The following is a 14547-nucleotide window of genomic DNA, read 5'->3' as shown; positions in this document are numbered from 1 at the left end:
CAATGATCGGAACAACTAACCCCTTCGCTTCCGAACGGAAAGCGGAGCGGACCTATCTCGATATCGCAGCCAACGACCACGGCCACGAGAAAGGCATGCTCGTGCACCGCGCTCTCTCGCGCGTAGCAGGCGCCGAGCCGCACATCATCGAGATCGGCCCTGGTGGCGGTGCTGCGGTCGAGTTTCTCGCTTCTCAGCTCCGTGACCAGCCCCGCGACGTGCGATTGACTCTGATAGAGGCACCCGGAATCGCATCTCGGTCGCTGACGCAGGCTATCGACCAGTTCAACGCAGTCGGTACCTGCGAGCTGATTCATGGATGGGCCCAGAACATCGGATCAATGGTCAGCGAACCCGTCGATGTCATCAGCGCATCGGCACTGCTGCACGAGGTGTACTCCTACGGTGGTGCATACAGTGGCCTGCACAGCTTGATGCGGACCTTTCCGACGGTACTGAAGCCTTATGGATTCTTCGTCTACCGTGACGTCTACGCAGTCGATGCCGTATCGCTGCACGAGCGCGTCGTCCAGTCCTACAACGCCCAGTCGTGGCTGCAGTTTCTTCGTCTGTTCGTGCCGCACTATCTACGGGAAGGCACGCATCCCTACCATCGCCACGACGACGACTTGGTCATTCGCCAGAACTCCTGCATCGTGGCGGCAGAAGAGCTGGACACTCGGGTCTGCGCGGTCATCCATGCGCCGATCGGGCTTTTTCGCGAACTGCAGCGTCACTACATCACGCTGCGCGATCACGTTTGGAGGTCGGGAGTCCTCGGATTCACGCCGACTCTCGACGGCCAACTGTCGGGCGACTGGATCGACTTCCGCGCTGGACACAAACGTGTGCACTTCTCATTCACCAGTGACGGATGGTTATCGCAGAATGACCGCGCCGCCATCGAGGCGGTCAGCGAACGCTACGGCGATCACCACGTCATCGACAGCGACATCTTCGACACTGTCACCGACGTAGCGCTCAGTTTGTTCCTCGCCGCGGCGGAGCGCGGCGACGGCGACTGCAGCCACGTATGGGGTACTTGGCTCGAGCGGGAGGGCCGAGAAACCTACGCCTATCTCACAGCAGATGAGCTTCTGACTGCGTTCGCCACCAACTCCGTGGAGGCAGAATCCAGTCCGTCCGTGCTTGTTCCGGTGCAAGCCACCGACGTGCTCGTCCGAGAGCGCCACTACTACAACCGATTTCTGCGCAAAAGTCTTGCGAACCCCTTGATCGACGCCAAGCAGATGGTCTTGTTCCAGAACGTTCCTGTCACCGACTCCGACGCTCTGCAACAGGCGCTCGGCACGATCCGTCGACACTGCTCCAAACCGAACCTGGCCCGCGTACACACCGCCATCCATGCGAGAGGATGATCCAGCACATGCACTTGATCGAGGTCGAGCGTAAACGGGAACTTCCCGACCATCATGTCCTCCGGCAGCGCCTCACCGAACTCGGATATCGAGAGGCCGGACACCTCACCGAGGTCGACATCTACTACAGCCGACCCGACGTCGACTACATGAAGACTGTTGAATGCCTCCGTATCCGGCGTCGCAATGGCTTCGCCGAGATGACCTACAAGCCGCCGTCCAACGCTGCCACCCACAGCGACACCGACGTGATCGCCAAGCGCGAAACCAACGTCACCCTCAGCGGGCCGGAGCAAGCCGAGTCGGCCAGCCGGCTACTAGACGCGATCGGCATGGTCGAACTCGTCCGTGTCGAGAAGCGCAGGACCATCTACCAGCACCCGGAGCGTGACGACATCATCGTCAGCATCGACGCCGTCACCGATGCTGGAACATTCGTCGAAACGGAAATCACGGCGGCCGACACGGACGTGGCAACCATTCACCTCAGTCAGGTCGAAGGAGAACTCGGCATCGCCGATAATCCGATCATCAAGCTGCCCTACCGGGATCTGGTACTAGCGGCGGCCAATTGAGACGACGATCTCATGCCAGCAGTCGCTCCGTGGCGATAGCCGACGTACAGGCTGTCGGGCGCGATTGGGTCCGCCCGACAACCCGTTTGGGCACGGGGCTGGAATCTTGGAGCCGACTGCTTTGCCTGCAATGCGACGCCGTCATAGCCCGAGGTCGGTGTCCTGTTCACGATCGCAGATGCCCATCGACTCGTCGGCGTCAGAGGCGTATTCACCGGGTCGTGCAACGCGATGCCGTACTTGTTCTTCGACGGCGCGCTCAGTCGCGCTGAGCGTGCTGCGGCGGCGCTGTTCGGCGTGGTATTCGCCGAGCTGCTCTCGGATGTAGGCGGTGTGCTCGCTGGCTTCTTCGTCGATGCGGGCAGTGTCGAGTTGGGGAAGTTCGTTCGCCGAAGGCTCCGGCTGGCTGGTGAGTATGCGGCCCCAGTCTTGTTCCGGCCCGGCGAGCAAAGCCGCGTGTCGGTGAGCACTGCGCGTGAAGTCGTGGGCGGAGTTGCGTTCCCGATCACGGACGTTGCGTTCTACGACGAGTGTGTCGATACGAGCTTGCAGTCGGCGGCGGTGGCCGCGGCGGTAGCGGGGAGCCGCGGAGAGTTCGGAGCGTGCGGAATGAAGTTCGTTAGCAACGCTGTTCGCTGCTCCAATCGCTGTTTGAAGCTGTTGATCGGCGCGGCGGGCGTGACGGATCGCTTCTTGGGCAGCGCGGTGACGGCGGGCGGCATCTTCAAGATCAGTTTCATGGCGTTGGTGGCTGGCAGGATTGAAGATGAACGAGTCGGTATCGGCCAATGCGAGTCCCAGCTCGAGTTCGCCGATGTGCCGGTCGAGTTCCTCGTCGGTCAGCATCATCAACGCGTTGGTTTCGGGACTCGAGTGCACAGCATCCCCAGCCGCATCGCGGCGTACCGGATGGTCGCCGAGGTTGATCTCGAAGTCGGGTATTGCGCACTGCAGGCGTGACCACAGCGCTGCGGCGGGCATCTCGTCGGGCAGCGGGCGATTGCTTGCGGCGTCGGTGAGCAGGCCGATGATGTTGATTTCGGCGCGTTCGGCGGACTCGAGCATGGTCGCGAGGGTGGGCCAGTACGGGTCGGTGGTGATGCGCGGGTCGAGGTGTCGAATAACCGCCGCCCATTTGTTGACCGGCAGGTTGAGGTCTTCGTGCTCGGCTGTGAGGCGGTCCTGCAGACGTTGTTGATACTCGCCTTCGATGGTGGCGTACCGGGGTGGTCCAGTCGGGCGTGGGTCGTGGTCGGGGATGTGAAGGCTGGCTCGCCACACGGCGAGGTCGGCAACCAGTTGTGGGTCGGCTTCGCGGAGTGGGCGTGCCCAGTGGGGCGCGGTGGTGAGTGTCCAGGTGCGGGCGTGGTCGTGGATTTGGTGCGCGAGGTCGGTGATGATGCGTTGGCGTGCGAGCAGCTGGTCGGCGAGGGGATGGGTGTCGAGTGCGTCGGGTATCCCGCGGATCCACGGGAGTGGTCCGATTCCACTGGAGTGGGTTCCCGTGGTGTCGAGGCGCCAGTCGAGTACGGCGGCGGGGTCGTGTGCGGTGTCGAGTTCGCGTGCTGCGGCTGCGGTGTGTAGTGCGGTGAGGGGGTCACGGCCGGTCATCGCGATGACCGCGAGGTGCTGGCGCAAGATTGGGTAGGCAGGGCTGTCGGTGAGATGCGGGTGCACGATGTTGGCGCCAGCATCGAGACGAGCAAGACCCGCAGGGCCGAGGGCGTCTTCGGCAGCGAGGCCGATGGTGTCGAGGTAGATGTCGACCGCACAGCCGAGTCGAGCGAATGGGTCGAGTGCGTCGCGCACTTGGGTGTGCGCAGATTTTTGCGTACCGTCTCGGTCGAGGATGCGCACCAAAACTTCGACAGCCGTATGCGGAGACACCGCGGGTTCGCTCCATAAAGAGGCTTCGCTGCCGTCGACCGTGGTCGGAACATACACGTAGTTCCCGTGGACGCCGCGGGTCATGGCGACGTACAGCTGCTGTCGCGATTCGGCTCCGGTGAGTGCGATATGGCAGGTATCGGCGGTGATTCCTTGGGCGGAATCGATCGTTGTGGCGTATCCGAGACGCAGATGCGCGCGCACATAGTCGGCGGGGAACCGCACACTGTCGCTGAGTTTTCCGTCGCGCGGATACTGATGTGTGGCGGTGAGGCTGCCGTCGTTGTGGACGGCAGTAATGGTCCAGGTGTAGCCGTTGCGCACCCAATCGCGTGCGCCGAGACGTAGTCGCGGGTTGTTGCGACGGCTCCGAATCACGTCACCCACCGAAGCGCGCAGTCCATCGGCGAGTACACATTCTGGCCCTGTGTCCGCCTCGGTGTGAGCGATACGGTCGGCGCGGGCGCGTGAGTTCAAGGCGGTGACGACGTCGTGCGTTGCGGCGAGCATGATGCTGTCGCGGCCGCTGAGGTGGTCGGTGATCCAGCCGGTGTAGGCGTCTTCGTGGGTGGCGCCGTGATGCCCGGCGTGTACGCGGCCGTTGTCCAGATACCAGCCCAGTGCGGCAGGATCCCCGGTGCGCAGTTGGAGGCTGGCGGTGGCTTCGGCGGTGGAGGCGAAACGTACGACGTGGGGCAGGGTCAGGGTGTGGTCGGGAGCGGCGGAGTTCATGTCGGCGTCGGCGCCGCCGGCTTCGATCGCGGGCAGCTGGTGGTCGTCGCCGATGCAGCGGATCGTCGCGCCGCGCTCAGTCAGAAACTTCAGCAGGCGTAGCCGTTTGGCGTTGCCGAGTTTGACGTGCTCATCAACGATCACCAAGGTGTCGGTGTTGATCTCTACGACCCACTGCGGCAGCGATCCGGGCTCCAGCACGCCGTTGTCGTCGAGAGAAAGTGAGTGGCGGTCGAGGATGGTGAGTAGTCGGTCGACGGTCTCCACTCGTGTACCGCTCGCGTCGCTCAGCACTGCGGCTGCGGCCGCGGTGGGTGCGAATCCGAGCACCTGGCCGCCGCTGCATTGCCAGGCATCGGTGAGCACACGCATCGCGGTGGTCTTGCCCGATCCGGCTGGGGCGTTGGCCGTGTGTACGCGCAATCCCGACTGGGCGAAGCGATCGATCACGGTGATCTGACCCGGGCTCAGCGGCCGATCCGGATGTTTTTGGTTGTAGGCATGCACTGCTTCGGTGACCAGGTAGCGTGGCAGTCGGCGTCCGCCGGGTTGCAGCGACAGCTCGATCAGTTGCCGCTCGACTGCCAACGTATGCGCGGAGGTATACAGCTGCGCACCCGCGGTGGTGTAGACGCTGCTGCCGTCTCTGCGGCGCAGCAGCTGGGGCACCGCGCCTAGCACGGCCTCGTCGGTGATGTCGGGATCGTGTTGTGAAAGTACGTTTCTGGGTGAAAGTGCCGCTGCGAGGACGGCTTCCGTGACGTGTTCCCAGTGCTCACGTTGTACCTGGCCTCGGGTCTGGCGTTCGATTTCCGCTCGCACGTGATGTCGCCGCCAGGTCGAACGCTGCTCCGAGACCACCGCCAGGACCTGCTCGGCCGCGCGAGTGATCCACTCGCTGGACACTACCGGCGGCGGCGTTCGGGGCGGATCCAGTGCTGCGGCCACTATCCGAGATAGTGCCATTCGGCCGCCGAGCAGCGCGATCGTATCGGCGCGCCAAGTGGCGCGTTGTTCGGCGAGGGAACGTAGTTCGTGCTTTCGGGGACGTGTCTGAACAGTCGCGAGATCGGCAAGCTCGTACACCTCACCGGGAGTGGGTTCGCGTCCGAGTTGCTGTTGGAACTGCGCGGCCAGTTCACCCAACCGTCCGGTGATCGCGGCGTCGCGCTGCGACCACATCCGAATCAACGATTCTGGGATTCCGACGATCTCCCGGATCGGACGTTTCGACACGTCCGCGGATGAGCGTTCGGCGAATTCGACGCCGACGAGATAGCGCAGGTGGTGCTCCAGGCGGGTGTTGTAGATCTCCGAGACCGTGACCACTGACTGGTAGATCGCCGTCCCGTCGAGGGTGCGCCAGCGCCCGTCCAGAGTGCGCACCCGGTTGGCGATCAGCATGTGAGTATGCAGGTCCGGGTCCCCGGCGCGACTGTCCCGGTGGGTGAACCGAGCCGCCACAACGCCTTCCACGTCGACCTGACGGACGCCGTTGCGGCCCAGCCGGGTGAACGTCGCGTAGCGCTCCAGCCACTCGATCGCGTCGTCGACCGCGGCATGATGAGCGGCTTCCATCTTCTCCGCGACCGTCCTCGGGGCCAGTGCCCACAGCGCCGACACACTCTTCACTGGGGAGAACGTGAGGTCAAAACCGGCGACCGCAGTCGTGTTGGGGCGTGAGTTGCGTGCCACCCAGCCGGACAATTCCCGTACATCCAAGGGTGCGCGACCGTATTCCTCGGTGAACATTTCCGTCGCCACAACGGTGCGGATGCGCGCTCTTTCGGCATCGGGGATAGCAATATGTGGGTCAAATCCACGCGAGTAATTGTGTTCCTCGAAGGCGGTCGCGCACCGTTTCCGGAACTCCGACACCTCCGCATAAACCCGGAACGGGTTGCCCAACCGCGATGCTTTGTCCGCAGCACGGTCGGCGTCCTTCAGCTTGGCACCGCGCCGGATCTCCTCATCGATCACCGCGGCTTCGATCACCTCTGCATTCGGGTGACGACCCAGCCCGAACAGCGATTTCATCTGCTCCTCGGTCACTTCGTCCCCGGCAGCGATGCCGAGAGCCGCCAGGCCGGTGCCGTGCCAGCGGCCCGAAGTCTCCCCCTTGGCGGAGTAGTAGTCGGCCAGACTCGATCGGCCACGCGAGGTGACATCCTGCGCGGCAACATTACGCAGGTAGTACTGGAAGCCATTGCCTGCCACGACTTTATGGATGGTCGCGGTCATGCTTCCATGAAGACATGCGATGCGCCATTTCGCCTAGGGGTAGATTTGACTGTTCCGCAACAAAATTCCGCAAAAGCCTCGTTGTTGCCTAATTGTTACCCTTGATGCAAGAGGTCTGCATGGCTTGATGAATGGCGTGGATGAGGAGCGGGAGTGGTGAGGCAAGTAGAGATTGCGTGGGTGTGCGTGATGAGGAAGAGGGTGGTTGAAGCGGGGTGAGGTAAAGGTGTAGGCGGAGCAGAGGGATTGGTGGTGACCGGTGCGCCAAGGGAGTGTTTACCGCCGTGGGCGAAGGCCGAGGGTGAGATCACGCCGCGCGAGCGGCGGGGCAGGGGCGACGCCGAGTCGGTTGCGGCAGGTGGTGCAGTAGCCATCGGTGTGGCTTTACGGCCAGTTGGCAGCGGTCATGGCGCTGGTCGGCACCCAAACTGTGGACGTCGCCGGCGCGCGGTGCATCGCAGCGATGTAGTGGTGGGCCGCAACGGAGAAGGCGTGGCGGTTGGGCGAGTTCGGGATGCGGATGAAAAAGAGGGGGTGATGATCCGGCGGATCATGCGGCGCGGCGCGTACACCTCGTTCAGTAGGCTGTGAGCCGCGCGCGGGAAGGCGACGAGGTATTCACACCGCGACAGCACGAACTAGTCGAGGGTGAACTTTCTCGGGCAGCGGGCCGGTTGTCGGCGCGGCACAGGTTGCAGAGTCCTCCGTCCGAGAACGAGCGGCTGTGGTGGGTGTGGATCAGGCGTCAGTCGGCCATGACGTGTTCGATGAAGGCGTGGTCCTGGAGGGCACCCGGGCTCCCGCTCCAGCCGTAGGTTGCGGGAAGCCAAACCCGCTGCTTGCCTTGCGCTGTACACGCACGGCGAGAGCGTGACGTGTCGAAGGTTTGTAGAACTTGAAGCTCGATAGGAACGCAGCGATACCTACACGGGCGGTGCGAGGCGACCAAAGCCAGTCAGAACCGGAGCAGTCGATCACTTTATAAAGTAAATGAAAACCAGCCGATCCAGCGGAGAACATGCTGGTCGACTAGTGCGCTCCCCGCGCCTGCGGGGATGAGCCCGTCTCGAGGTTCAGGGTGCCGTTGGCGAGGTTGTGCTCCCCGCGCCTGCGGGGATGAGCCCTGGGGGCCGGACGAACCCGCGCCCCAGCTCGTGTGCTCCCCGCGCCTGCGGGGATGAGCCCACGTCCTGAAGTGCCCGCAAGTCGTTCGCCGCGTGCTCCCCGCGCCTGCGGGGATGAGCCCGATCGCTGCCACCTGGGCGGCGAAATCGTCGGGTGCTCCCCGCGCCTGCGGGGATGAGCCGAATCCGATCGGCACGCCGAATACAGCGCTGAGGTGCTCCCCGCGCCTGCGGGGATGAGCCCCCGTGCCGCATGTTTGCTGAACGCGCGGCACGGTGCTCCCCGCGCCTGCGGGGATGAGCCCAGTGCCGCCGGTCGTGGTCTGGTTGATGATCGGTGCTCCCCGCGCCTGCGGGGATGAGCCCTTGCAGGACGCCTACACCAAACTGGCGGACGCGTGCTCCCCGCGCCTGCGGGGATGAGCCCGGCCGCCGACACTCGCGGCAGTCCATGAGCTGGTGCTCCCCGCGCCTGCGGGGATGAGCCCCCGGGCGTCGGGTGGGGCGGCGTGGCGACGTGGTGCTCCCCGCGCCTGCGGGGATGAGCCGGACGTCGACGCAGCGACCGCGCTGAAGTGGATGTGCTCCCCGCGCCTGCGGGGATGAGCCCCCTGACACGACTGCCGAGCAATTGCTGGGGCAGTGCTCCCCGCGCCTGCGGGGATGAGCCCAGGGACTTTCCGCCGATCGCGCCGATAAGCGCGTGCTCCCCGCGCCTGCGGGGATGAGCCCTGTGGGTGACCACCCGGGATTCGGCGCGGCATGTGCTCCCCGCGCCTGCGGGGATGAGCCCGCGGCCTTGTCGTAGCCGGTCGGAGCGCCGGTGTGCTCCCCGCGCCTGCGGGGATGAGCCCGCCATGGGCGACGTGGTGACCTGGCTGACCGAGTGCTCCCCGCGCCCGCGGGGATGAGCCCCCCTCTCGAATGAGCATCTGCGTGGCTAGGCCGTGCTCCCCGCGCCCGCGGGGATGAGCCCAGTTCGTCGTCTAGTTGGGCGCCGTGTGCGTGGTGCTCCCCGCGCCCGCGGGGATGAGCCCGGCTGTGGACCGAGACCAGCGTGCAGGAGTCGTGCTCCCCGCGCCCGCGGGGATGAGCCCACGGGGTGATGACAGTGGCAAGGACCGAGCGCGTGCTCCCCGGGCCCGCAGGGATGAGCCCTGGAGTCCGGCCCCGAGTCCGGAGTCCGATCGGTGCTCCCCGCGCCCGCGGGGATGAGCCTTCCCGCCGTGCGCGCGTGCCGCTGTGCTGCAGCCAGTCTTAATTCGACCGGCGGGTATGTGCCTTGTCGTGAAGCAGGGCTTGCGATTCCTACGGGCTTGAATGCGAACGGAGTCAACCCGGTTGGTTGAGAACGGTCGCGACGTGCTTCATCGGGGGCTACGTCGCGGGGAGGTTGTCTCAACTGCGCGCTGGCACTCATCGCTGAAGACATCAAAATGTTTGAACCGGAGCGGAAGTGGGTAAGGACTGCTACCTTCGGTGCGGACAGCGTGGCGCTGAAGCTGGGCCGCGAAGTTGTCGGTAGTGGGGTATACCGTTCGGCGCGTCGAGGAGCTGATCTTTGCGGGGGTCCGTGATGCTGAGTAGGGCGACTATGTCTGCCTGGGCCAAGAGTGATCGTGATGGTGGAAGTCTGTCGCTTGTGCGGCATCTGGCTGATTCGGCCGAGATCGCGAAGTTGGTGTGGGATCACTGGTTGCCGCGTCATACGCGGGAGTTGATCTCTCGTGGGCTTCCGGCGGGCGAAGTCGATGGGCGGTTGTTGCTGTGCTGGTTGGCCGCTGTTCATGATGTCGGGAAGCTGACTCCGGCTTTCGCGTGCCAGATTCCGGAGTTGGCCGACGCCATGCACGCGAGGGGCTTACGCATGCCGAATGCTGTGGGCAACCGGAAGGTGTTGCCGCACGGTCTTGCTGGTCAGCTCGTGCTGATCGAGTTTCTCGCTCGGCTGGGCTGGGGCCGAGATGTCGCCGTCACGTATGCGGTGGTGGTCGGCAGTCATCATGGTGTACCGCCCACCGAGCGTGAGTCTCGCAATGCACGGTCCCAGACCGCGCTGCTGGGTTCGGGGCAGTGGGAAACGTCGCGCCAGGAGTTGTTGACGTTCGTGACGGATCGGACTGGTGCGTCGGTTCGATTGGACGATTGGCGTGCAGTGCCGCTGTCACGGGTGCAGCAGAGTTTGTTGACCGCTGCGGTGATCGTGACGGATTGGATTGCGAGTAATCAGGATCTGTTTCCTCTCGACGAGAATCGGGTGTCGAGCGTCGCGGCGCCCGCCGCGTGGCAGTTGCTGGGGTTGCCGAGTCCGTGGCAGCCGAGGGCGGTGGCTGTTTCGGATGATTCGGCTCGCGGTGGTTTCGTGCGTGGTCGTTTCGGTTGGCCGGAGTCTGTGAGCGTGCGTCCGCTGCAGCTGGAGTGTGTGCGGGTTGCTGCGGCGATGCAGGTGCCGGGGTTAATGGTGGTCGAGGCGCCGATGGGGGAGGGGAAGACCGAGGCGGCATTGGCTGCGGCGGAGGTGTTGGCGCAGCGGTTCGGGTTCGGTGGTGTGTTTGTGGCATTGCCGACGATGGCCACATCGGATGCGATGTTCGCTCGGGTGCGCCAGTGGGTGGAGAACTTGCCGGATACGCCGTCATCGATGTTCCTCGCGCATGGGCGCGCGGCGTTGAACCCCGAGTTCGCCGCGTTGCGCCGAAGAGGTTTCGATTCGATCGGCACCGACTGCGCCGACAGCGGCGTCGCCGCGCATGCGTGGTATGTCGGGAAGAAGGGGCCGTTGGCGAATGTCGTCGTCGGAACCATCGACCAGGTGCTGCGGTTGGCGTTGAAGACGCGGCATGTGATGTTGCGGCATCTGGCGTTGGCGAACAAGGTCGTGGTGATCGATGAGGTTCATGCCGCAGACAGCTACATGTCCACCTATTTGTGCCGGAGTCTGGAATGGCTTGCCGCGTACGACGTTCCTGTCGTGTTGCTATCCGCGACGTTGCCGCCGGCGCAGCGTCAGTTGCTGATCTCTGCGTACCGTCGCGGCCGCGGAGGCAGCGACACAACGCCAAGGGTGATCGGTGGCGGATACCCGTGCATCACGGTATGGCCGAATCCGGAGATCGGCGTGTCGGTGGCGGCGTCGGGCCGGGTGATCGACGGAATCGAGATCGGGCGGATCGGTGATGATCCCGACGACCTGGCCAGCATGATTGAAGGGACACTGGCTCCTGGCGGGGGAGTAGTGGGGGTGGTGTGCAATACCGTCACCCGCGCGCAGGACACCTTCGAGGCTCTGACACGGGCCGGTTTTGCCGACGAAGAGTTGCTGCTGGTGCACTCACGCTTCGTAGCGACTCATCGGGCCATGCTGGAAGCACATTTGCGGTCGGCGCTGGGACCGCCCGAGAAAAGCACGCGGCCTCCACGATTCGTTGTGGTGGGCACCCAGGTAATCGAGCAGTCACTGGATATCGATGTGGATCTGCTGGTCACCGATTTGGCGCCGATGGATCTGTTGCTTCAGCGGATCGGGCGCCTGCACCGACACCAGAGAAAGCAGCGTCCGGTGCATGTTGAGGCACCGCGGTGCTTGATCCGGGGAGTTGACTGGGATGCTGTACCGCCACTTCCGGTGCCCGGATCGCAGGCGATCTACGGTGGTGCCCGTCTGCTGCGGTCGGCCGCAGTACTCCAAAAACGCAAGGGATTGGCGGTGACTGTGCCCGACGACGTGCCCGGGCTGGTCGCCGATGCCTACCGTGATGACATCGCAGCGCCTGAGACGTGGGCTGCTGCTGACGACGAGTGGCGAACACACGTCGACAATCAGCAGAAACGAGCGCAGTCGTATTTGCTGTCCACTGCTGACAGCGAGAACCCGACCCTGCAGGGGTGGCTGGCGGCGGGGATTCCAGAGGACGCCGACGGTGCCGGTGGGCAGGCGCAAGTGCGGGATGCGGAGGACACCATCGAAGCGATCGTCGTCCAACGTTCTGGTGATGAAGTACGCGTTTTGGCTGACGTGCCCGATATCGGGGGGACGGTCGTGCCGACCGAGACAGAGCCACCACCAGGCCTGGCGAAGCAGGTGGCTGCCTGCACGATCCGCCTGCCCGCGTTTCTGACGCGATATGGCCGCAAGGAGAGGCTGATTCGCGCACTCGAAGACACCTGGTACCCGGGCTGGCAGCACTCCCATTGGCTAGCGGGGGAATTGGTGCTGGAACTGAACGAGGACCGTCGCGCGAGCATAGCGGGGCACGACCTGCAATACGACTCCCGATTGGGATTGCTGGTGACATCTACCCAGGACGCACAATGAATACACCCGCACCGCACTTCGACCTGCTCGATGAGCCATGGATCACCGTCACCGACCACTCCGGCGTCGCGCGGGAGACATCGCTACGCGGCGTGTTCTCCCATGCCGACAGGATCGCCGCACTGGGTGGGGAGGTGCCGACCCAGGAGTTCGCGATCTTGAGGCTGCTGCTGGCGATCCTGCATCGCAGCATCCCGTCCCGGCAAGGAACCGCAGTCGAGATCTGGTCACGACTGTGGGAGCAGTGGCCGAGCAGAGAAATCGACGACTACTTGGTCCAGCACCGCGACCGATTCCAACTGTTCCACCCGGCAACACCGTTCTTCCAAGTTTCCGGCCTGCGTTCGGAAAAAGACGCGGTGAGTTCGCTGGACAAACTGATTGCTGACGTCCCCAACGGCGCGAAGTACTTCACCACTCGCGCCGGGGCCGGGATCGAGCGAATCAGTTTCGCCGAGGCAGCGCGGTGGCTGGTGCACGCGCATGCCTTCGACCCGTCCGGCATCAAGACCGGCGCTGACGGTGACCCGCGTGTTAAAGGTGGCAAGGGCTACCCCATCGGTGTCGCCTGGGCAGGCGGACTGGGCGGGGTGTACCTGGAAGGTACGAACCTGCGAGAAACGCTGCTGCTCAACTTGGTTCTCGCCGATGTCAACGGCGTCCGCTTCAGCGGTAAAGATCTGCCGCCGTGGGAACGAAAATCCGATGGCCCCGGTGTCCGCGACGTCAAGGACTTTGACGGCCCCCGCGGACCGGTCGACTTGTTCACCTGGCAAAGCAGACGCCTGCGCCTGATTGCATCCGGCAGTGCCGTGAGCGGTGTCGTGCTGTGCAACGGGGATGCACTCGAACCGTTCAACAAACATCTGCTCGAACCGATGACCGGCTGGCGTTACAGCGAGATCCAGTCGAAAAAGGCAGCTGAGCCGCGGCATTATCCGTTGACGCATGACCCGGACAAGTCGTTGTGGCGTGGATTGCGTTCTCTGCTTGACGATGTCGCGAGCTCGGCACCGCTGGACGGGCGCGGGATCGCTCCCGGTGTGGTCGAATGGGTTGGCACACTCCTGGGCCGTGGTGTGTTGTCCGAGGGGCATCCGATCCGATTGCACGCGGTCGGGATGCATTACATCAACAACCAGTCGATCGTCGGCGACATCATCGATGACGCCATTGGCTTTTCCGCGGCGTTGCTGGCTTCGGATCCGCGCCTACGTGTCTGCGCAGTCAACGCTGTCCAGGTTGCCGAGGGCGCCGTGGACGCACTCGGGACGCTGGCAGCCAACCTCACTCTGGCATCCGGTGGCGAAGCAGATGGTGCACGCGTGCGAGCGCGCGAAGAAGGTTTCTTCGCACTCGAAGCGCCCTACCGGGACTGGTTGCGTGGCTTGGATCCCCAAGCTCTCGACCACGACATGTCGGCAAGTCAGTGGGAGCAGACGGTGTACAGGATCATCCGTCGCCATGGGGCGGAGTTGATCGCCTCGGCCGGACAGCAAGCCTGGGTCGGTCGCCCGATACGGGATCGGTGGATGGACACCAGCATCGCCGACAGCCGCTTCTACCAACAACTGCGGACTCTGCTGCCGTCGGCATTCACGCAGCCCGCTCATACCTTGGAAGGGGAAACATCGGATGGCGAACGCGCCGACGTCGCGTGGTGAACGAGAAACCGCGCTCGCCGACTATGTAGGCGAAAAGATCACGGCATTACAGGACCGTTATCGGCGGCGTGACAGTGAAGCGCTGGCGGCGATGGCACGGCTGCGCCGCGGCGTCGGAGGACGCCCCGGTGCGGACCCGGCGCTCTGGGAACTGACGCTGGCGGACCTGCAGGAGAAGATCGAGGTCCGCCAGACGATGACCCGCGCCGAGCATGACGGTGCATCAACGGTGTGGGAGCGCGCGGCCTATGACGCGATCACACTGCACGCCCTGCATCAACAGTCCCGCAGCGACCGCATGCACCGTCGCGGTCCCACGATCGGGACAGCCACCGCCGCGCTCGGCGTGCGTGCCGGCGCCCAAGACGCCGTGCGCGCCAGATTCCACGCTCTTGGTACCGCCTCCGATCACGACGCCAGGCTGATCCACCTGAGAGGCCTGATCTCGCAACTACGTAGCTACGACATTGCTCTCGACTACGCCCGCCTCGCCGTGGACCTCTGCCGCCTTGACGACGGCACCTACGCCGAACGCGTGCTGCTGTCATGGGGCCGCGACTACCACCGCAAACCCGCCGCCACGCCGAAGACCAACGACGCACCTGCACCAGGAGACCAGCAGTGACCAGA

Annotated in this window: 6 protein-coding genes and 1 CRISPR repeat array; of the genes, 5 read left to right on the top strand and 1 reads right to left on the bottom strand. The window is 64.4% G+C overall.

Translation table 11 applies throughout. The features are described 5' to 3' along the window. Nucleotides 1–2 precede the first annotated feature (2 nt). Entirely contained in the window at nt 3–1379 is a 1377-nt protein-coding gene (locus AB0L97_RS16010; RefSeq protein WP_364429825.1) for a hypothetical protein, read from the top strand. 8 nt (nt 1380–1387) lie between these two features. Continuing rightward, nucleotides 1388–1954, top strand: coding sequence for a class IV adenylate cyclase (gene cyaB / locus AB0L97_RS16005; protein WP_364429822.1), 567 nt, complete (start codon nt 1388–1390; stop codon nt 1952–1954). Nucleotides 1955–2095: 141 nt separating this feature from the next. On the opposite strand, the gene mobF is transcribed toward cyaB, so the two are convergent. Then, a complete protein-coding gene (gene mobF, locus AB0L97_RS16000) occupies nt 2096–6814 on the bottom strand; it encodes a MobF family relaxase (protein WP_364429819.1) in 4719 nt (1572 codons plus the stop codon). 1034 nt (nt 6815–7848) lie between these two features. After that, nucleotides 7849–9157: direct repeats of the CRISPR family, unit length 29 nt; unit sequence GTGCTCCCCGCGCCTGCGGGGATGAGCCC. Nucleotides 9158–9532: 375 nt separating this feature from the next. Here mobF and cas3 point away from each other — a divergent pair. Genes cas3 through casB form a run of 3 tightly spaced genes read left to right on the top strand, consistent with a single transcriptional unit; the run spans nt 9533 to nt 14542 of the window. Beyond that, entirely contained in the window at nt 9533–12253 is a 2721-nt protein-coding gene (gene cas3, locus AB0L97_RS15995; RefSeq protein WP_364429816.1) for a CRISPR-associated helicase Cas3', read from the top strand. Beyond that, nucleotides 12250–13917 carry a type I-E CRISPR-associated protein Cse1/CasA gene (casA, locus tag AB0L97_RS15990; protein WP_364429813.1) on the top strand — a complete coding sequence of 556 codons (1668 nt, stop codon included), beginning with the start codon at nt 12250–12252 and terminating at the stop codon, nt 13915–13917. Before cas3 ends, casA begins: the two co-directional genes overlap by 4 nt. After that, nucleotides 13889–14542 carry a type I-E CRISPR-associated protein Cse2/CasB gene (casB, locus tag AB0L97_RS15985; RefSeq protein WP_364429811.1) on the top strand — a complete coding sequence of 218 codons (654 nt, stop codon included), beginning with the start codon at nt 13889–13891 and terminating at the stop codon, nt 14540–14542. Before casA ends, casB begins: the two co-directional genes overlap by 29 nt. Nucleotides 14543–14547 lie beyond the last annotated feature (5 nt).

This window comes from Nocardia sp. NPDC051911 (assembly GCF_040681035.1).
Lineage (GTDB): Bacteria > Actinomycetota > Actinomycetes > Mycobacteriales > Mycobacteriaceae > Nocardia > Nocardia sichangensis.
The sequence above is the reverse complement of the archived record's forward strand: the minus strand, read 5'-3'. Positions and strand labels throughout refer to the sequence as shown.